Here is an 18,404-nt window from a genome sequence, read left to right as displayed (position 1 = left end):
ATGACCGCCCCGCCCGATGCCGACGCCGTCCTGGCCGCACTCGACCCCGAGCAGCGGCAGGTCGCCACGACCCTGACCGGCCCGCTGTGCGTGCTGGCCGGGGCCGGCACCGGCAAGACCCGCGCGATCACCCACCGGATCGCCTACGGCGTCCACGCCGGCGTGTACGTGCCGCAGCAGGTGCTGGCCGTGACGTTCACCGCCCGGGCGGCGGGGGAGATGCGTTCGCGGCTGCGGGACCTCGGGGTCGCGGGGGTGCAGGCCCGCACCTTCCACTCCGCCGCGCTGCGCCAGCTGCAGTTCTTCTGGCCGCAGGCGGTCGGCGGCGGCGTCCCGGAGGTCCTGGCGCACAAGGCCCAGCTCGTCGCGATGGCCGCCTCGCGGCTGGGGGTGCGGGTCAACCCGGCCGCCGTGCGGGACCTGTCCGCCGAGGTGGAGTGGGCCAAGGTGTCGATGCTGACCCCGGACGCCTACGTCGACGCCGCGCAGCGGGCCGGGCGCGGCACCCCGGGCGGCTTCGACCCGGTGACCGTCGCCCGCCTGCTGCAGGCGTACGAGGACATCAAGTCCGACCGCGGTGTCATCGACTTCGAGGACGTCCTGCTCCTCACCGCGGGCATCCTGCAGGAGCACCCCGACATCGCCCGCACCGTGCGCAGCCAGTACCGGCACTTCGTCGTCGACGAGTACCAGGACGTCTCGGCGCTCCAGCAGCGGCTGCTCGACCTGTGGCTCGGGGACCGGGAGGAGCTGTGCGTCGTCGGCGACGCCAGCCAGACCATCTACTCCTTCGCCGGCGCGACCCCAGAGCACCTGCTCGGGTTCCGCACCCGGTACCCGCAGGCCGCTGTCATCCGGCTGGTGCGGGACTACCGCTCCACCCCGCAGGTCGTCGCACTGGCCAACGGGCTGCTCGACCGGGCGCCGGCGGCGGCGACCCGGGCCCGGGTGCAGCTCGTCGCCCAGCGCGACCCCGGACCGGCGCCGGTGTTCGCCGAGTACGCGGACGACGTCGACGAGGCGACCAGCGTCGCCCGCCGGGTCCGCGAGCTCGTCGACGCCGGCACCCCGGCCTCGCAGGTGGCCGTGCTGTTCCGGACGAACGCCCAGTCCGAGCCGCTGGAGCAGGCGCTCGCCGCCGCGGGGCTCGGCTACGTCCTGCGCGGCGGGGAGCGCTTCTTCGCCCGCCGGGAGGTCCGGGACGCCGTCCTCGTGCTGCGCGGGGCGGCGCGCGCGGACGACGGTGCCGCCGGGCTCGGCGAGGCGGTCCGCGACGTCCTGGCCACCCAGGGGTGGACGCCGGAACCGCCCAGCGGGACCGGCGCCGTCCGGGAACGGTGGGACTCCCTGCAGGCCCTCGTCGCCCTCGGCGACACCCTGGCCGCCACCCGCCCTGGTGCCCGGCTGACCGACCTCGTCGCCGAGCTCGACGAGCGCGCCCAGGCCCAGCACGCCCCGACCGTGGAGGGCGTCACCCTGGCGTCCCTGCACGCCGCCAAGGGGCTGGAGTGGGACGCGGTGTTCATCGTCGGGCTGTCCGAGGGCCTGGTGCCGATCTCGTTCGCCGAGACGCCGGACGCCGTGGAGGAGGAGCGCCGACTGCTGTACGTCGGGGTGACCCGGGCCCGCGAGCACCTGCACCTGTCCTGGTCCCTGGCCCGCACCCCGGGCGGGCGGTCCTCGCGGCGGCCGTCCCGGTTCCTCGACGGGCTGCGGCCGGCGTCCACCGCGGACGGCGGCCGCAGCCTGGCCGCCGCCGGCGCAGGGCGTCCCACCCGCCGCGCCCGGGTGGCGCCGGTCCGGTGCCGCACCTGCGGGGGCCCGCTGGCCACCGCGGTGGAGAAGAAGGTGGGCCGGTGCGCAACGTGCCCGGCGACCTACGACGAGGGCCTGCTCGAGGCGCTCAAGGAGTGGCGGGCACGCACCGCGGGGGAGGCGAAGGTGCCGGCGTACGTCGTGTTCACCGATGCCACTCTCGTCGCGATCGCCGAGACGCTCCCCCGGGACCTACCCGCCCTGTCGCGGATCGCAGGCGTCGGGCCGGTGAAGCTCGACCGGTACGGAGCAGAGGTTCTCGGGGTCCTCGCCGAGCACGGCTGAGGACGGTTGGTCACGGTCCAGGAAAGGTGCAGGAAAATGCGTTGTGCGCTGTCCGGCGGCGGCTCTAGGGTGACGCCCGTCCAACTCGTACCGCATCGAGAGGGGGTGGCAGTGATGGAGAAGTTCCGAATCACGTTCCGCGGCACGCCCGCGGCGCGTCGGCGTGCGTACTGCCTGCTGCCCGCCCCCGTGACCGCCGATGGCGGCTCCGAGGGGACCGGTCTGCTCGCCGTCCGCCCGATCGCCGCCGTCGTCCGCGGCGACGTGCTCGTCCCCGCTCCGGGTTCACCCCCCGGGGGTCCTCCGGCCTAGGTCCACCCGACCAGCGCCGGCACCTCCAGGCCGCGGAACCCGACACCCGGGATCCGCGGCCTTTTCGTCGTCCCCACCCACCCCGTCCAGACCTAGGAGGTGACCGATGCAGCTCGCCGAGCTGCTCGACGCGCTGAACGTCGAGGTCGACGACCCCACCAGAGCGCTCACGCTCGAGGACATCCCCTGCCAGGCCCACGACGCCGAGCTGTGGTTCGCCGAGTCCCCGGCCGACGTCGAGTTCGCCAAGGCGCTGTGCCGCACCTGCCCGGCCCGCGAGGCGTGCCTCGCCGGCGCCCTCGAGCGCCGTGAGCCGTGGGGGGTCTGGGGAGGAGAGCTGTTCCTCGCCGGGGTCGTCGTGCCCCGTAAGCGCCCACGCGGGCGGCCCCGCAAGTGCGAGGCGGCCGCGTGACCCGCGTCCGGACCCTGCCAAGGAGCACCATGATGAACCTGCTGCACGAGGACCTGGCCCGCGCCAGGTGTTACGAGCTGCGCGAGGTCGCTCGCCAGGAGCGGGCGGCCCGCCAGCTGCTGCGCGCTCGACAGGCTGCTCGGCTGGCGCGTCGCGCCCGCCGGCTGGCCGTCGCGGCGAGGGCGTGGCACGACGTGTCCGTCCGCACTCCCTGACGGCACGCCGGTACTACGGGCCACGGCCGGTGAGCCTTACGCTCACCGGCCGTGGCCACTCTGGAGGACCTGCAGGGTCTGGTCGTCGACGCCCTGACCGACCCGGCGCTGGACCGCGTGGTCGACCTCGTCGCCGTCCCCGAGGGGCCCCGCGGCGCGCCGCGCAGCGTCGTCGTCGCCAACGCGCGCGGCGCCGTCCGGCTGCACCCCGGCGGGACGCACGAGGTGCTGCGCGGGGCCGATCCGGTCGCCGACACCGATCCGATGGCGTTCCTGCCCTACGAGCGGGAGGTCGCCGACCCCTCTCCGCCGAACGAGCGGAACGCCTACCCCGAGCCGGCGCGCCGGCTGCTGTCGCTGTTCGGGGACGCCGGACGCAGCCCCGACGTGGTCGTCGTGCACACCCCGGGCCACTACTTCCCCGACGAGGGCGGCCACCGTGGCGAGCACGGGTCCCTGGACGTCATCCAGTCCCGTGCACCGCTGCTCGTCGCCGGTGCCGGGGCGGCGAACGAGGGGCTCGTCGACGGGTACGCCCGGCTCGTCGACGTCGGCCCGACGCTTGCCGCCGCCGCGGGGGTGCCGGCCGGAGCGCTCGTCGACGCCGACGGCCGGGGGCTCGACGGTCAGGTGCTGGCCAGCCTCGTCGAGCCGGGCCGCCGCCGCGTCGTCGGCATCCTGTGGGACGGCGCGCACTGCGGTGAGCTGCTCGCCCTCGCCGAGGCCGGCGAGCTGCCGGGCGTGGCCCGGCTGCTCGAGCGAGGCACCGCCCTGCGCGGTGGCGCGGTCGCGGAGTTCCCCAGCGTGACGCTGACCAACCACACCTCGATCCTCACCGGCGTCGGACCGGGTCGGCACGGCGTGCTGGGCAACGTCTTCTACGACCGGCGGACGGGGCAGCGGGTGGTCCCCAACGACGCCAGCACGTGGCACCGCAGCGCCGAGTGGCTCGAGCCCGGCGTCCGGACGGTGTTCGAGCTCGTCGGCGCCCACCGCGGGGACCTGCAGGTGCCGACCGCATCAGTCAACGAGGCCATCGACCGCGGAGCCGCCTTCTCCACGATGGCGATGGTCCGGGCGTCCGGGTCCGGCAACGGCGCCGCCGGCCTCGGCTCGATGCTGCCGGACCCGGCGGCCTCGCCGTTCCTCGGTCAACGGGCGCACCTCGCCGACGGCTACTACGCGTGGGCCACCCAGGTCGACGACGTCGCCCTGCAGCTCATGCTCCAGCTGTGGGAGTCGGTCGAGGCTGCCCCGGCCCTGTCGTGGTGGGCGAACACCGTCACCGACGCCGGCCACCACGGCGGCGGCCCGCGCTCGGCGATGGCCCGCGACTCCTTCCGGGACGCCGACCGGCGGCTGCAGGCGTTCCTCGACCGGCTGGACGTGCTCGGCGTCACCGACGACGTGACGTTCCTGCTCACCGCCGACCACGGGTTCGAGGGCGCCGACCCGGCGTGCACCGGGTCGTGGCGGCCGACGCTGGAGCGGGTGCTCGGCCCGACCGGAGCGACGTGGCGGGACGAGGGACCAGGCTTCGTCTACCTCGAGCCGGCGGGCTGAGGCCTAGGCTCGGACCCGTGGCCGGGACGACGGTGTGCGCGGTGTGCGGGACGCCCGTCCCACCCGGGACGCCGCCGGGTCAGGTGCCGCTCGGCTGGGCGCTCGGCACCGAGCGCGGCCGGACCACCGCGACGTGCGAGCGGTGCACCCGGGAGAACGCCCGCAGCATCGAGGCCAAGTTGGACCCCGAGTGGTGGTGAGGCAGGAGAGCCATGCGCAGTCACCTGTTTGACGAGGCCCACCGTGAGGTCGACTCCGACCAGACGTGGGCGCTGCAGAGCCCGTACATGCTCAAGGTGCGGCTCGGGCCGGACGTGCTGGCCGCCAAGGGCGCCATGGTCGCCTACCAGGGGCGGGTGGAGTTCCAGCACGAGGGCGCCGGGTCGTTCGGCCGGCTGTTGAAGAAGGTCGTCACCGCCGAGGACACCCCGCTCATGCGGGTCAGCGGGCAGGGCGAGGTGTTCTTCGCCCGGCAGGCCGAGCACGTGTTCCTCGTCCAGCTCGAGGGCGACGGGATCAGCGTGGACGGGGCGAACCTGCTCGCGTTCGACGCCGCCGTGGACTGGGACATCCGCCGGGTGCAGGGGGCGGGGATGATGGCCGGCGGGCTGTTCAACCTGCTGCTGCAGGGGCGGGGCGTCGTCGCCCTGACCAGTGACGGCCCGCCGATGCTGCTGGACTGCTCCCAGCAGCCCACCTCCGTCGACGTCCAGGCGGCGGTCGCGTGGTCGGCGAACCTCTCCCCGCAGTTGGTGTCGAGCGTGCGGATGCGCTCGATGGTGCGCGGAGGCAGCGGGGAGGCCTTCCAGTACCGGTTCCACGGACCCGGGTTCGTCGTCGTCCAGCCCAGCGAGGGCCGTCCGGTGGTCGGGGACGGCGGCCGCAGCGGGGGCGGGGGCGTGCTCGGGGACCTGTTCGGCTGAGCGCGGGGGAAGGCAGGGGGACGGTCGCGTAGGCTCTCAGGACGTGGCTGCCGTCGACTTCCCCGCCGAGATCCGCAACCTCCGCGCGACCTTCGGGTCGATCCGCGAGGTGACGGATCTGGACCGGCTGCGCGCGGAGATCGCCGAGCTGTCCGAGCAGGCCGCCGCCCCGGACCTGTGGGACGACCCGGACGCCGCCCAGCAGGTGACGAGTCGGCTGTCGCACCGCCAGACCGAGCTCGAGCGGGTCGAGCGGATGGGCCAGCGGATCGACGACCTCGAGGTGCTCGTCGAGATGGCCGAGGAGGCCGACGACGCCGAGACCCGTGCCGAGGCGGAGCGCGAGCTCGCCGACATTCGCAAGGCGCTGTCCGAGCTCGAGGTACGCACGCTGCTGTCCGGGGAGTACGACCAGCGCGAGGCGCTGATCACCATCCGGGCCGAGGCGGGCGGGGTGGACGCCGCCGACTTCGCCGAGATGCTCATGCGGATGTACCTGCGGTGGGCCGAGCGCAAGGGGTACAAGGCCGAGGTGATGGACACGTCCTACGCGGAGGAGGCCGGCATCAAGTCGGCGACGATCGCCGTCCACGCGCCGTACGCCTACGGGACGCTGTCGGTGGAGCAGGGCACCCACCGGCTGGTGCGGATCTCCCCGTTCGACAACCAGGGACGGCGCCAGACGTCGTTCGCTGGCGTCGAGGTGCTGCCGGTTGTCGAGGAGACCGACCACATCGAGATCCCCGAGAACGACCTGCGGGTGGACGTGTTCCGGTCCTCCGGCCCGGGCGGGCAGTCGGTGAACACGACCGACTCCGCGGTGCGGCTGACGCACCTGCCGACCGGGATCGTCGTCTCCTGTCAGAACGAGAAGTCCCAGCTGCAGAACAAGGCGGCGGCGCTGCGGGTGCTGCAGGCCAAGTTGCTGGAACGGGCACGCCAGGAGCGGCAGGCCGAGCTCGACGCCCTCAAGACGGACGCCGGTGGCAGCTGGGGTAACCAGATGCGCTCGTACGTGCTCCACCCGTACCAGATGGTCAAGGACCTGCGGACCGAGTACGAGGTCGGGAACCCGATGGCCGTCTTCGACGGGGACATCGACGGCTTCCTCGAGAGCGGCATCCGCTGGCGTCGGCAGCAGGAGAGGCCGGCGGCCTGACGTCGGCGATTGGGTCGCCGGCCGGGGTCATCCGTTCGGGTGAATTTTGGCCTGTAATCGGACAAAGACGGACGATACGGGCTGCTCGGTGTGGACGACGGTTGTGTGCTGCGCGTAAGCAGTCCATGCTGACCCTGCGTAGTCGCGCTTGACGACGCACCGGGGAACTGTGATCCGCGGCGACTGACGGTCACCATGGCTCTGGCCTGAGCAGAGCCGCCGTCGCGGGGAGTGAGTGGTGAGACCGGCCCCATCTCGTGCACGTCCGAGAGGGAGACAGGTCGATGACCCGAACGAACCGAGCGCGCCACCGCCGTGAGACCGGCGGCCGGGCCCTCGCCAGCGTCCTGACGGCCCTGAGCCTCATGCTCGCCGGCCTCGTCGGCCTCGCTGGGCCCGCCGCCGCGGACGAGGAAAATTTGAATAACGCTTCCTCTTGGCAGGAGGAGGGCTGGACGTGCAAGAAGATTGAAGGGGAGCCGCTCAAGACGGAGCAACTCAAGTACCAGTCCGAGGGCGACTTGAAGGAGGGGGAGCTAGTCAAGTACGTGCTCCCTGAACCGCCAACGGGACAGGTGTGGAGCTTGCTCGTTATCAAAGCGAGCAACGATCGGGTGATCTACGGCGACAATGAGGCCGCGCCCAGCGCCGGTAATTCTTACGCCTCGGTCGCCAAGGCGGACGACACAGGGTTTCACGGCATCTCGCACGTGATTCGCTGCTACGAACCGGACTCGGCCCCCACCCCGGTGCCGGTGGTGACGTCGGTGAGCGCTCAGTGTGTTGCTGAGGATGCGTCGGTGTCGGTGGTGGTGGACGCCGACAGTGCGACTGGTCTGGTGGTGCGGCTGGTGCAGGGTGGTTCCACGGTCGCCTCGCAGTCCGTGCCGGCCGATGGGGCGGTGAGCTTCTCTGACGTGGCGGCTGGTGAGTACACGGTGGAGCTCGTGGACGGGAACACCGTGGTGGACACGGACACCGTCACCGTGCAGGACTGCGACGTCCCGGAGCCGAACCCGAATGCCATCACCAACGCGGCAGCGGCGGCCGACATCTGCGTTGACGACGGCGTGCGGGTCGACCTGTCGAACGAGGGATCGGCCGTCAATGCCGGCATCAGCTTCGTCGTCTCAGTGAACGGCGTGACGAAGTCCGTCGAGGTCCCGGCCAAGGCCAAGAAGACAGAGATCTTCGCGGCCGAGGAGGATAAGCCAGTCAGCATCGTCGTCAGCGCCGGCGACAAGGAGGTCTACGAGTTCTCGGGCATGCGCAACTGCATCGCCGTCGCCCCCGGCGAAGATGGTGGGCAGCCCGCGGAGGACGACGCGCCGGTGTCCCCGGAGGAGGAGCAGTCCGCCGAGGAGGAGCAGGCTGTCGAGCAGGAGCAAACTGTCGAGCAGGAGCAGTCGGAGACTGCCGTGCTCGGCACGAAGATCCCGGCCGTCCAGTCCGGCGCGTCCGTGCCGGGCGAGCAGCTTCCGCGGACCGGCCCGGAGCAGACCGGGCTTCTCGCTCTCGCGCTCGGGCTCATCACAGCCGGCGCAGCAGGGATTATCGGCAGCAGCCTGATCGGACGGCGCCGCCGCGCCTGACGGCAGACCACTCACCGGTGGTGGCCCCGGGGGCCCGACACGCGAGTGTCGGGCCGCCGGGGTCTCGTCGTGATCCGCCCGTAGACTCCGGCCAGTGATCCGGTTCGAGCACGTCTCCAAGATCTACGACCGCACGTCGCGGCCGGCCCTGGACGACGTGACCCTGGACATCGAGCGCGGCGAGTTCGTCTTTCTCGTCGGGGCCTCCGGCTCGGGCAAGTCCACCTTCCTGCGTCTCGTGCTCAAGGAGGAGGAGGCCACCCGCGGCACCGTCTGGGTTGCCGGCAAGAACGTCGCGAAGCTCTCCTCGTGGAAGGTTCCGCAGCTGCGGCGCCAGATCGGCGTCGTGTTCCAGGACTTCCGGCTGCTGCCGAACAAGACGGTCTACGAGAACGTCGCCTTCGCGCTCCAGGTGATCGGCAAGTCCCGCCACCACATCGCCCAGACCGTCCCGGAGACCCTCGAGCTCGTCGGCCTGGCCGGCAAGGAGCGCCGCCTGCCGCACGAGCTGTCCGGCGGTGAGCAGCAGCGCGTCGCCATCGCCCGGGCATTCGTCAACCGCCCCGCCATCCTGCTCGCCGACGAGCCGACCGGGAACCTGGACCCCACGACGTCCGTGGGGATCATGCGCCTGCTCGACCGGATCAACCGCCACGGCACCACCGTCGTCATGGCCACCCACGACGACGAGATCGTCGACTCGATGCGCAAGCGCGTCGTCGAGCTGGACGACGGCGCGGTGGTCCGTGACCAGTCCCGCGGCGTCTACGGCTACTCCCGCTGACCCAGGACCTCACCCGCCATGCGACTCCAGTTCATCCTCAGCGAGATCCTCGTCGGCCTGCGCCGCAACCTCGCGATGACGATCTCCGTCGTCCTCGTGACCTTCGTGTCGCTGACCTTCGTCGGCGCCGGCGCCCTGCTGCAGATGCAGATCGGCACGATGAAGGACTACTGGTACGACCGGGTCCAGGTGTCCATCTTCCTGTGCGTGGAGAACAGCGAGGCCCCCACCTGCGCCGAGGGCGAGGTGACCCAGGCCCAGCGCGACTCCATCGTCGCCGCCCTCGAGGGCCCGCTCGACCCGTACGTCGACGTCTACTACTACGAGTCCAAGGCCGAGGCGTACGAACGGTTCCGCGAGCAGTTCTCCGACTCCTCCATCGTCGACAACGTCACCGAGGACCAGATGCCGGACTCCTACCGGGTCAAGCTCGTCGACCCCGAGGAGTACCAGGTGGTCGCCGAGTACTTCACCGGCTACCCCGGAGTCGAGGAGGTGCAGGACCAGCGGCGGCTGCTCGACCAGTTCTTCGCCGTCCTCAACGCCTTCACTCTCGTCTCCGGCATCTTCGCCGCCGTCATGATCGTCGCCGCCGCCTTGCTCATCGCCACGACGATCCGGCTGTCCGCGTTCAGCCGCCGCCGAGAGACCGGGATCATGCGCCTGGTCGGTGCCTCGAAGTTGCTCATCCAGACGCCGTTCGTCCTCGAGGGTGTCCTCGCGGCGACGGTCGGCGCCGCGCTGGCGACGGCCGGGCTGTGGGCCGCGGTGCGCTACGGCGTCGAGGGCTGGCTCACCGAGAACCTGCCGCTGTTCAACTACATCGGCACCAGTGAGGTGCTCCTCGTCGCCCCCGCCCTGTTCCTCATCGGAATCCTGCTCGCGGGCGTGTCCTCCGTCGTCACGCTGGGTCGATACCTCAAGGTGTAGATCGCCACACCTGCGGCATGCCCCGGAGACGGACAAGGAGCACGACCCGATGAGACGACCTCGTCCAGCACGCCTGGCGGGGGCGACCCTCACCGCGGCGCTGGCCGCGGGCCTCCTGGTCGTCACCCCCGCCGCCCAGGCGGCGGACCCGTGGGAGCGTAAGCAGCAGGTCGAGCAGGACATCGAGGACCTCGAGCACGCCCTGGAGGAGAGCTCTGCGGAGCTGCGCGCCGCCGCCGTGGCCCTGCAGAAGACCGAGCAGCGCCTCCCCGTGGCCCAGGCCGAGCTCGAGCAGGCCCAGGCGGCCGCCGCCGAGGCGAAGGCCAAGGACGTCGAGCTGGCCGGCCGGCTGGCCGCAGCCACCGAGTCCGAGGTCAAGGCCGTCGAGGCGATCGCGGACGGCGAGGCCGAGGTGGCCGCCGCGCGCACCGCCCTCGGTCAGATCGCCGCCCAGGCCTACCGGGGCGGGACCATCAACCCCACCCTCGCCCTCGTCCTGGACGCGCAGAGCCCGACCGACTTCGCCGACCGCTACGTGCTCGTCGACACCGCCCTGCGCACCCAGAACGGCGCGCTGGCCCGGCTCAACGAGCAGCAGGCGCTGCGCGCCCACTCCGAGGCCCGGTTGGCCGCCGTCCAGGACGAGATCGAGCGGCTCAAGGCCGAGGCCGCGGCCAACCTGGCGGCCGCCCGGCAGGCCGAGTCGGACGCCGCCGACCGCAAGGCCGAGATCGAGGCGCTCAAGGCCGAGCAGGCCGAGGCGGTCGCCGTCATCGAGGCCCGCCGTGAGAGCGAGATGCAGCGCCTCGACCAGGCCGAGGCGGACCGGGCCGCCCTCGAGGCCGAGATCCGCCGGATCGAGGAGGAGCGCCGCCGCCAGGAGGAGGAGCGCCGGCGGCAGGAGGAGGAGCGCAGGCAGCGCGAGGCCGAGCGCCGTGCCCAGGAGGCCCGCGAGCGGGAGGTCGCCGAGGACCGCGCCCGCTCGCGCGGCCGCAGCGCCGAGCGCGCCCCCGCTCCGGCACCCGAGCCCGCCCCGGCAGCCGACGGGTTGTCCTGGCCGGTGAACGCCCGGATCAGCTCGCACTACGGCTACCGGATCCACCCGATCTACAACACCCGCCGGCTGCACGCCGGCACCGACTTCGCCGCCTCCTGCGGCACCCCGGTGCGCGCCGCCGCCGACGGGACGGTGATCCGGGCCGGGGTGAACGGCGGCTACGGCAACCAGATCGTCGTCCACCACGGCACCCTGCGCGGGCAGGGCGTCGCGTCGTCCTACAACCACCTGTCCGGTTACGCCGTCCGGGGTGGCAGCGTCTCGCGCGGCCAGGTGATCGGGTACGTCGGGACGACCGGCACGTCCACCGGCTGCCACCTCCACTTCGAGGTGTACGTCAACGGGTCGACCCAGAACCCGATGAACTGGCTGTAGCCCCCGGCATAGACTCGCCGACCGGTCCGTTGCTCCTGCACGGACGTCGCCGGACGACGAGGAGAGGAGGGCAGCCGTGCCGAAGAAGTCGCCGGAGGACCGCAAGGTCGTCGCGACCAACCGCAAGGCCCGCCACGACTACCTCGTCGTCGACACCTACGAGGCCGGCCTCGTGCTGACCGGTACCGAGGTCAAGGCCCTGCGCGCCGGCCGCGCCTCGCTCGTCGACGGGTTCGCCTCCATCGACGGCGGCGAGGTGTGGCTGGAGAACGTCTACATCCCGGAGTACTCCCAGGGCACGTGGACGAACCACGCGCCGCGGCGCAAGCGCAAGCTGCTCCTGCACCGCGTCGAGATCGACAAGCTCGCCGGCAAGAGCCGCGAGACCGGCTACACGCTCGTGCCGCTGCAGCTGTACTTCAAGGACGGCCGGGCCAAGGTCGAGATCGCGCTGGCCAAGGGCAAGAAGGAGTACGACAAGCGGCAGACGCTGCGCGCCAGGCAGGACGCGCGCGAGGCCCAGCGGGCGATGTCGCTGCGCGCCAAGATGGGCGAGTGAACCCGCCGCCTCGAGGCGGTCAGGTGCGGCTGGGCGACGGCTGGAATGCCGGGTGCGCCCGGTCCGTTGAGGGGAGTAACCTGCCGTGTCGTCGGGATCCTTGGACGCCGGCGCGGCAGGACAACTCAACAGGGGGGTGACAGGTTTCGACGTCGGATGTCGAACCAGGGGAAGCGGGTCGAGAAGACGGCGTCATCTCGTAAACGCTCGCCGTAAACCATAGGTGCCGATTCCAAGCGCACCGACCTCGCCCTCGCCGCCTGAGCGAGCGTTGAGGTCTGTCAGCCCGGGAGTGCTCTCGGCCCGGTAGCTGGCATCGACTAGAGAGCCACTGCTCGTAGCCTTCGTCGTCGGGGCTACGGGGACACCTAGACGACTGGGCCCGGCAGCGAACTCGCCTGTGGGATCGCTGGGGCCGAGCAGACCGCAACACAGGCTGCACCCGGAGAATCCCTGGGGGTACGACGACGGACGCGGGTTCGATTCCCGCCACCTCCACCCCTGTGACCTGAAAGAACAGGTCATGTACACAGGAAGGTAGCGATCCGTGAACGCGGAGAGCTACCTTCCTGCGTTTCGGCAGGCATCTGGGAACCACCTACTGCTGGACAGATTAGGTCCATCGGCCGACGTGCTCGGTCGGACCACGATGCCGACCGCCGTCATCGCCGTGGACCTCGCCGAGTCGCTCGAGGTAAGGGAGCGGTCGGCTGGCCACCGTGTGCTCGAGAACCTGCTTCGATGACGCCGCGCCGTGTCATCGCGCCGCCTGGCGGCTGGGCGGCCCCGTGGCCGTTCGTCACCGGTGGTGTCGCCTCGCCAGCTCCCACCCGACCGCCGCGCCGACGACCGTCAGCGCGGGTACCGCGTTCCACAGTGCTCCCTGCAGCTCCCGCACTACTCCGCTGCTGCGCTCCAGCACCGGACTGCCGAGGGCGTAGAGCGCCCAGCCGGCGAGCAGCCCGACGACCGCACCGGCCACCACGCCAGCGGCCCGGCGCCCTCGTCCCAGCGTCCTGGTGTCACGCGTCGTCATGGCGGATCACCAGCACCGGGCAGGGCGCATGGTGCACGCAGTAGCCCGCGGTGGACCCCAGGTGCATCCCGGGGATCTCACCGTGGCCGTGGCTGCCGATGACGAGCAGCTCCGCCCCTCGGGCGGCCTTGGCAACCGCCGGTCCCGGCCGGCCCTGAACCATCACCCGCTCGATGGGGACGTCGTCCTCCTCGTCGAGCACCGACTCGACCACCTCGTTGAGGACCGTCTCGGCGGCCTGCTCGTAGGTCTCCTCGGTCGCGGTCGGGGCGAGGTAGACGAACGGCGACACGTCCCACGCCGCCACTGCCCGCACCTGAGCCCCGGTCCGGCGGGCCTGGTCCACCGCCCAGCGCAGTGCCTCTCGACTGCGCGGCGACCCGTCGATCCCCACGACGATCCGGCGTCCGTTGTCAGCCATCTCGGCTCCTCTCCTCGCTTCCGGGGTACGCGCCCGACGGCCGGGCCGCCAGGGTCTGACGTCACCTGTCGCACGGTTCACTTGCTCCCGTCGACCCTGCCGGCGTCCGCGTGGGAGGGTGGCCACCCGTGACGGCAGCCTCTGCGCACCACCCGGGGCAACCCGGTGAAGCCCCGGAGCCGGACGGCGGCGACGACCTCCTACCCGGTGCGATCGAGATGTACCTCGAGCGCGACGTCCCGGTCTGCACCCCGACCGACACAGCCGCCGACCTGCGCGCCCTGCTGACCTCCCGGCCCTGGCCGTCCGTCGCCGACGTCGCCGTCTGCTCCGGGCCGCGTCTGGTAGGGCTCGTCCCCGTCGAGCGGGCCCTGGCCGCGCCGGACGGCGTCACGGCCGTGGACCTGATGGACGACGACCCCCCGGTCGTCGCCGTCCACGTCGACCAGGAGCGCGCCGCGTGGAAGGCGGTGCGGCACGGGGAGTCCTCGCTGGCCGTGTGCGACGAGGACGGACGCTTTCTCGGGCTGGTCCCGCCGGTCCGGCTGCTCGGCGTCCTGCTGGTGGAGCACGAAGAGGACCTGGCCCGGCTCGGCGGGTACCTGGCCTCGACCGCCGGAGCCCGGCACGCCACCGAGGAGCCGTTGCGGGACCGGTTGTGGCACCGCCTGCCGTGGCTGCTGCTCGGCCTGCTCGGCTCCGCGGTCGCGGCGTGGCTCGTCGGCGGGTTCGAGGCCGAGCTCGCCCGCGACGTCCGGCTGGCGTTCTTCATCCCGGGTGTCGTGTACATGGCCGACGCGGTCGGCACCCAGACCGAGGCGCTCGTCGTCCGGGGTCTGTCCGTGGGGATGCCGCTGCGCCGCGTCTACCGGCTCGAGGCGGTCACCGGTCTGCTCGTCGGCCTGATCGTCGCCGCCGCGGCCCTGCCGGCCGTGTGGTGGGCGCTCGGCTCCGCCCGGCTCGCGGTCGCCGTCGCCCTCTCCCTCGTCGCCGCCTGCTCGATCGCGACGGTCGTCGCCATGCTGCTGCCGTGGCTGTTGCACCGCCGCGGCCTGGATCCCGCGTTCGGCAGCGGGCCGCTCGCCACCGTCGTGCAGGACCTGCTGTCGCTGCTCGTCTACTTCGGCGTCGTCGTGCTCATCGTGACCTGAGGCCCGGCTACAGCCGGACCACTTCGCCGGGCCGCGGCGGGACGGCGAGCACGCCGAGCTCGTCCTCCAGCCGGTCCGCCAGGGCGGCCGAGGCGGCCGGTTCCCCGTGGACGACGTAGACGACCGCGGGAGGCCGGGGCGCCCCACGCACCCAGTCGACGAGCTCGCTGGCGTCGGCGTGGCAGGAGAAGTCCCGCACCTCCACCACCTCGGCGCGCACCGGGACGTACCGGCCGTGCATCTTCAGCCGCCGGGCCCCCTCGAGCAGGTCCCGACCACGGGTGCCGGGCGCCTGGAACCCGGTCAGCACCACCGTGTTCCGCGGGTCCGGCAGCAGGTGCTTGAGGTGGTGGACGACGCGGCCGCCGGCCGCCATCCCGGACGCCGAGACGATGATGCACGGCAGCGCCGGGGCGTTGAGCCGCATCGACTCCTCCACCGTGCGTGCCTCCCGGACGTCGCTGCGGTCGAGCAGCGTCCGCGCGTCCGGCCGCACGTCGGGGTGCCCCTCGCGCAGCGCCTTCCGGTAGATCCGCAGCGACGCCAGCGCCATCGGACTGTCGACGACCACCGGGACGTCGGGGATCTCACCGGCGCTCCGCAGCCGCTCCAGCTCGGCGAGGACGAGCTCGGTGCGGTCCACCGCGAACGCCGGGACGAGCACCACCCCGCCGCGCCGCACCGTCCGGCGGATCGCGCCCGCCAGCACCTCAGGGTCCGGCTCCGGGTGCTCCCGGTCACCGTAGGTCGACTCCAGCACGACCGCGTCCACCTCCGGCAGCGGCGCCGGCGGGGACAGCAGGGCGTGCACCGGCCGGCCCAGGTCGCCGCTGAACACCACCCGCCGGCCGCCGGCGACGACGAGGGCCGTGGCCGAGCCGAGGATGTGCCCGGCGGGGGACAGCAGCACCTCCAGGCCGGGAGCCGGTCGCACCCGCTCGCCGAACGGCGTCGGGCGGAGCAGCGCGATCGCCCGCTCGGCGTCCGCGGCGTCGTACAGGGGCAGCGGCGGGTGGTGCTTGGAGTAGCCGGCTCCTGCGGCGTACCGCGCGTCCTCCTCCTGCAGGTGAGCGCTGTCGCGCAGCACGACCGCGACGAGCTCGGCGGTGTCCGGGGTGCACAGCACGGGGCCGGAGAACCCGTCGCGCACCAGCCGGGGCAGGTACCCGCAGTGGTCCAGGTGGGCGTGGGTGAGGACGACGGCGGTCAGGCCGGAGGGGTCCAGCGGCAGCGGCTCCCAGTTGCGTCGCCGCAGCTCGCGCAGGCCCTGGAACAGGCCGCAGTCCACGAGCAGCCGGGAACCCTCCTGCTCGAGGAGGAACTTGCTGCCGGTCACCGTGCCGGTGCCGCCGAGGAACGTCAGCGTGGCCACGACGTCAGCGTGCTCGCGCTCGGCGCGTGGCGGCAGGGCCGGAGGTCTCTCGGCTCGGGCGCGCCGGCGCTCAGACCTGCGGGACCGCCAGGTCCATCCGGTACCCGCCGCGGGTGCTCCACTCGGCGACGACCGCGAACCGGTCACCGCGGACCAGGGTGTCCCGGTACTCCACCGGGTCGCCGTCGAGCTCGCCGGTCCGGGCGATCCTCAGCGCCGCGACGTCCGGGACGCCGGTCAGACCGAGCAGCTCCCGCTCGGCGTCGTCCGGCAGGACCGCCTGGATCCGTTCTCGGCCCCCGTTGAGCCGGACGCCGCTCGCCCCCGCCAGCACGTCGTAGACACCGGTGCGGCTCAGGTCGGCCGCCAGCAGCGGGTCGCCCAGCGGCCGGCACAGCCAGACCCGGTCCAGCGCGAGCGGCTCGTCGTTCGCCAGCCGCAGCCGCTCGAGGTACACCAGCGGCTCGTCGGCGGGCCGGCCCAGCCGGCGGGCGACCTCGGCGTCCGGGCGGACGTCGAGGGCCCGCACCTGGGAGGTCTGCACCATCCCGCGTGCCTCCACCTCGCGGAACAGGGAGTAGATCGCTCCCAGCGGCTGGTCGATGCGGCCCGGCTGGACGAACGTGCCGCGTCCGCGCTCGGCCGACAGCAGGCCGTCGTCGCGCAGCCGGCGCAGGGCGTCGCGGACGGTGTGCCGGCTCACCCCGTACTGGGCCATGAGCTCGTGCTCGGTGGGGAACCGTTCGGTGAAGTCGCCGCCGTCCAGCCGGGCGACCAGGTCGTCGGCGAGCTGAGCCCACAGCGGCAGGGCGGAGGACCGGTCCAGGGCCCTCGTCGGTGCGGCGGTCACGGTGCCACCCTAGCCTCGCGGGCCGCCACGGCCCCGGGGTGAGGCGGGTGCCAGAGCCCGATCCGGTGAATCTGGTACCTCCGCGGGTGCCGTGGGCCGATACTGAGTCCGGACAGGACGGGGACCAGGCCCATGACGACGCCATCGCTGCACCGGCCGACGGCCGGGGACGGCAGCGTCCTCGCCACCGGGGTGACCGGTACCGGCGCCCGCGACGTCCTCGTCTTCCGTCGGGTGGCACCCGGGTCCTGGGCGCACGTCGGCGGCCACGGCCGCGGCGACGGCTGGGCGGGCATCGTCGAGGCGAAGCATGCTGCCGAGCCGCTGCTGCGGCAGGCCCTCGACGACCCGGCCCCGGTGCGGGTCCTCGCCGCGTCCTCCGCTCGCATCGTCGGCCCCTACTACGCGTGCACCGCCGTGCTGCTCCACGTCACCGATGACGTCGTCGTCGTGTGGGGGCACCCAGAGCGCAGCGAGGCGCTCATGGCCACGCCCGCCGACACGTTGCGCGAGGCGTCGCAGGAGATCGCCGACGCGGTCGCGCGCAGCACTGTCGCCCAGCGGCTCGGAGACGAGCTCGAGGTCCTCGGCGCCGTCCAGCGGATCACCGGGGGACTCGGGCGCTCCTTCGGGCGCACCCTCGAGCACGTGGCCGACGTCACCGCCGACGCGATGCTCGCCCCGGTGGTGGTCGTGTGGACCGGCGACGGCCGGTGCGCGGTCGCCGACACCGGCTCCCCGGAGCGCGACCCCGCGGTGGACGTCGCGGACCCACGCGACGGAACCACCACGGCGGACGTCCTCCGGATCGCCCGGGACCTGCTCACTCGTCACCCCGAGGGCACCGTCGTGCAGGACGCCGCCACCGCGCCGCTGCCGGTCCCGCTGTCCCCGCAGGACGGGGTCACCTCCTACCTGTTGCACCCCCTCGGGGAGGACATCGGCGGGGGGCTGCTCGCCGTGTTCCGCGGCTCGGACCACTGCCGGTTCAACGACCTGTGCCGGCGGATGGCGGTGCAGATCGCCGACGCCGCGACCGTCCTGCTCCAGGTGGCCCAGGGCCGCGACCAGCTCGAGGGACGCCTCGACGACATCCGTGCCCGGCTGGAGCGGGACACCCTCACCGGGGTCGCGAGCCGGCACCGTTGGGAGGAGGAGCTCCTCGCCGTCCAGGAGCTCGTCGACACCGGCGTCCCGGTCACCGTCGCCCTGGTCGACCTCGACGAGCTCAAGGAGGTCAACGACACCCACGGGCACGCCGCCGGGGACGAGCTGCTGCGCGCCGCCGCCCGAGCCCTGGGCTCCGGCCTGCGGGAGACCACCGACGTGGTCGCCCGCGTCGGCGGGGACGAGTTCGGCGTCCTCGTGCCTCGCGTCGCGGACGCCGCCGGGCTGGTCCGGCGACTGCGCGCCGCGCTCGCCGAGGCCGTCACCCCGGACGGGCTGCCGGTGCGGGCCTCGGTCGGCGCCGCGTCCGCCGAGCCGGGGGACCCGGTGCAGCGGGTGGTCGAGCGGGCGGACCGGGAGATGTACGCGGACAAGCGGCGCCGCCGGGGTTGACCCGGACGCCGGGACTGAGCAAGGCCTGAGCGA

At 73.0% G+C, this 18,404-nt stretch carries 20 protein-coding genes and 1 other RNA gene; 17 read left to right on the top strand and 4 right to left on the bottom strand.

Annotated elements, in window-relative coordinates:
- From HJG43_11065 to HJG43_10995, 15 genes are all read left to right on the top strand, one after another.
- On the top strand, positions 1–2,100 hold the full coding sequence (locus HJG43_11065; GenBank protein UER54991.1) for an ATP-dependent DNA helicase UvrD2: 2,100 nt from the start codon (positions 1–3) through the stop codon (positions 2,098–2,100).
- Between the two features lie 114 nt (positions 2,101–2,214).
- On the top strand, positions 2,215–2,412 hold the full coding sequence (locus HJG43_11060) for a hypothetical protein (protein ID UER54990.1): 198 nt from the start codon (positions 2,215–2,217) through the stop codon (positions 2,410–2,412).
- Between the two features lie 106 nt (positions 2,413–2,518).
- A complete protein-coding gene (locus HJG43_11055) occupies positions 2,519–2,824 on the top strand; it encodes a WhiB family transcriptional regulator (protein ID UER54989.1) in 306 nt (101 codons plus the stop codon).
- A gap of 29 nt (positions 2,825–2,853) precedes the next feature.
- Complete coding sequence (locus HJG43_11050; protein UER54988.1) at positions 2,854–3,039, top strand: hypothetical protein; 186 nt, start codon at positions 2,854–2,856, stop codon at positions 3,037–3,039.
- Positions 3,040–3,090: 51 nt separating this feature from the next.
- A complete protein-coding gene (locus HJG43_11045) occupies positions 3,091–4,602 on the top strand; it encodes a nucleotide pyrophosphatase (GenBank protein UER54987.1) in 1,512 nt (503 codons plus the stop codon).
- The gene (locus tag HJG43_11040) at positions 4,599–4,802 is read left to right on the top strand and encodes a hypothetical protein (GenBank protein UER55907.1); all 204 of its coding nucleotides are present in this window, start codon (positions 4,599–4,601) and stop codon (positions 4,800–4,802) included. The genes HJG43_11045 and HJG43_11040 overlap by 4 nt, the downstream gene beginning before the upstream one ends.
- Positions 4,803–4,814: 12 nt before the next feature.
- Positions 4,815–5,525 carry an AIM24 family protein gene (locus HJG43_11035; protein ID UER54986.1) on the top strand — a complete coding sequence of 237 codons (711 nt, stop codon included), beginning with the start codon at positions 4,815–4,817 and terminating at the stop codon, positions 5,523–5,525.
- A gap of 43 nt (positions 5,526–5,568) precedes the next feature.
- Positions 5,569–6,684, top strand: coding sequence for a peptide chain release factor 2 (prfB, locus tag HJG43_11030; GenBank protein ID UER54985.1), 1,116 nt, complete (start codon positions 5,569–5,571; stop codon positions 6,682–6,684).
- Between the two features lie 284 nt (positions 6,685–6,968).
- Positions 6,969–8,276, top strand: coding sequence for an LPXTG cell wall anchor domain-containing protein (locus tag HJG43_11025; GenBank protein ID UER54984.1), 1,308 nt, complete (start codon positions 6,969–6,971; stop codon positions 8,274–8,276).
- A 94-nt stretch (positions 8,277–8,370) separates the two neighbouring features.
- Positions 8,371–9,060 carry a cell division ATP-binding protein FtsE gene (gene ftsE / locus HJG43_11020; GenBank protein UER54983.1) on the top strand — a complete coding sequence of 230 codons (690 nt, stop codon included), beginning with the start codon at positions 8,371–8,373 and terminating at the stop codon, positions 9,058–9,060.
- An 18-nt stretch (positions 9,061–9,078) separates the two neighbouring features.
- Positions 9,079–9,990 carry an ABC transporter permease gene (locus HJG43_11015; protein UER54982.1) on the top strand — a complete coding sequence of 304 codons (912 nt, stop codon included), beginning with the start codon at positions 9,079–9,081 and terminating at the stop codon, positions 9,988–9,990.
- 49 nt (positions 9,991–10,039) lie between these two features.
- Positions 10,040–11,422, top strand: a complete 1,383-nt coding sequence (locus tag HJG43_11010) for a peptidoglycan DD-metalloendopeptidase family protein (protein ID UER54981.1) — start codon at positions 10,040–10,042, stop codon at positions 11,420–11,422.
- A 76-nt stretch (positions 11,423–11,498) separates the two neighbouring features.
- Positions 11,499–11,981, top strand: a complete 483-nt coding sequence (gene smpB, locus HJG43_11005) for an SsrA-binding protein SmpB (protein UER54980.1) — start codon at positions 11,499–11,501, stop codon at positions 11,979–11,981.
- A 132-nt stretch (positions 11,982–12,113) separates the two neighbouring features.
- Positions 12,114–12,482, top strand: a transfer-messenger RNA (tmRNA) gene (ssrA, locus tag HJG43_11000).
- Positions 12,483–12,528: 46 nt separating this feature from the next.
- Entirely contained in the window at positions 12,529–12,726 is a 198-nt protein-coding gene (locus tag HJG43_10995; GenBank protein UER53203.1) for a hypothetical protein, read from the top strand.
- A gap of 54 nt (positions 12,727–12,780) precedes the next feature.
- Here HJG43_10995 and HJG43_10990 read toward each other — a convergent pair whose 3' ends face one another.
- On the bottom strand, positions 12,781–13,017 hold the full coding sequence (locus HJG43_10990; protein UER54979.1) for a hypothetical protein: 237 nt from the start codon (positions 13,015–13,017) through the stop codon (positions 12,781–12,783).
- Complete coding sequence (locus tag HJG43_10985) at positions 13,004–13,438, bottom strand: universal stress protein (GenBank protein ID UER54978.1); 435 nt, start codon at positions 13,436–13,438, stop codon at positions 13,004–13,006. Before HJG43_10985 ends, HJG43_10990 begins: the two co-directional genes overlap by 14 nt.
- A 218-nt stretch (positions 13,439–13,656) precedes the next feature.
- Between HJG43_10985 and HJG43_10980 the strand changes: the two genes are divergently transcribed.
- On the top strand, positions 13,657–14,589 hold the full coding sequence (locus tag HJG43_10980) for a magnesium transporter (GenBank protein ID UER55906.1): 933 nt from the start codon (positions 13,657–13,659) through the stop codon (positions 14,587–14,589).
- A gap of 7 nt (positions 14,590–14,596) precedes the next feature.
- Here the strand turns inward: HJG43_10980 and HJG43_10975 are convergent, their stop codons facing one another.
- Positions 14,597–15,997 (bottom strand): MBL fold metallo-hydrolase, encoded by a 1,401-nt coding sequence (locus HJG43_10975; protein ID UER55905.1) that lies wholly within the window; start codon positions 15,995–15,997, stop codon positions 14,597–14,599.
- Between the two features lie 34 nt (positions 15,998–16,031).
- Positions 16,032–16,811 carry a GntR family transcriptional regulator gene (locus HJG43_10970; protein ID UER54977.1) on the bottom strand — a complete coding sequence of 260 codons (780 nt, stop codon included), beginning with the start codon at positions 16,809–16,811 and terminating at the stop codon, positions 16,032–16,034.
- A 132-nt stretch (positions 16,812–16,943) separates the two neighbouring features.
- On the opposite strand from HJG43_10970, the gene HJG43_10965 reads away from it, so the two are divergent.
- Positions 16,944–18,371 carry a GGDEF domain-containing protein gene (locus HJG43_10965; protein ID UER54976.1) on the top strand — a complete coding sequence of 476 codons (1,428 nt, stop codon included), beginning with the start codon at positions 16,944–16,946 and terminating at the stop codon, positions 18,369–18,371.
- The last annotated feature ends 33 nt before the right edge of the window (positions 18,372–18,404 follow it).

This window comes from Kineosporiaceae bacterium SCSIO 59966 (assembly GCA_020881835.1).
Lineage (GTDB): Bacteria > Actinomycetota > Actinomycetes > Actinomycetales > SCSIO-59966 > SCSIO-59966.
The sequence above is the reverse complement of the archived record's forward strand: the minus strand, read 5'-3'. Positions and strand labels throughout refer to the sequence as shown.

Coding starts and splice junctions, on each gene's coding strand:
- HJG43_11060 (UER54990.1), top strand. CDS start 2,215: ATGGAGAAGTTCCGAATCACGTTCCGCGGCACGCCCGCGGCGCGTCGG.
- HJG43_11055 (UER54989.1), top strand. CDS start 2,519: ATGCAGCTCGCCGAGCTGCTCGACGCGCTGAACGTCGAGGTCGACGAC.
- HJG43_11065 (UER54991.1), top strand. CDS start 1: ATGACCGCCCCGCCCGATGCCGACGCCGTCCTGGCCGCACTCGACCCC.
- HJG43_11015 (UER54982.1), top strand. CDS start 9,079: ATGCGACTCCAGTTCATCCTCAGCGAGATCCTCGTCGGCCTGCGCCGC.
- HJG43_10985 (UER54978.1), bottom strand. CDS start 13,438: ATGGCTGACAACGGACGCCGGATCGTCGTGGGGATCGACGGGTCGCCG.
- HJG43_10965 (UER54976.1), top strand. CDS start 16,944: ATGACGACGCCATCGCTGCACCGGCCGACGGCCGGGGACGGCAGCGTC.
- HJG43_11035 (UER54986.1), top strand. CDS start 4,815: ATGCGCAGTCACCTGTTTGACGAGGCCCACCGTGAGGTCGACTCCGAC.
- HJG43_11025 (UER54984.1), top strand. CDS start 6,969: ATGACCCGAACGAACCGAGCGCGCCACCGCCGTGAGACCGGCGGCCGG.
- HJG43_11010 (UER54981.1), top strand. CDS start 10,040: ATGAGACGACCTCGTCCAGCACGCCTGGCGGGGGCGACCCTCACCGCG.
- HJG43_10990 (UER54979.1), bottom strand. CDS start 13,017: ATGACGACGCGTGACACCAGGACGCTGGGACGAGGGCGCCGGGCCGCT.
- HJG43_11050 (UER54988.1), top strand. CDS start 2,854: ATGATGAACCTGCTGCACGAGGACCTGGCCCGCGCCAGGTGTTACGAG.
- HJG43_10980 (UER55906.1), top strand. CDS start 13,657: ATGTACCTCGAGCGCGACGTCCCGGTCTGCACCCCGACCGACACAGCC.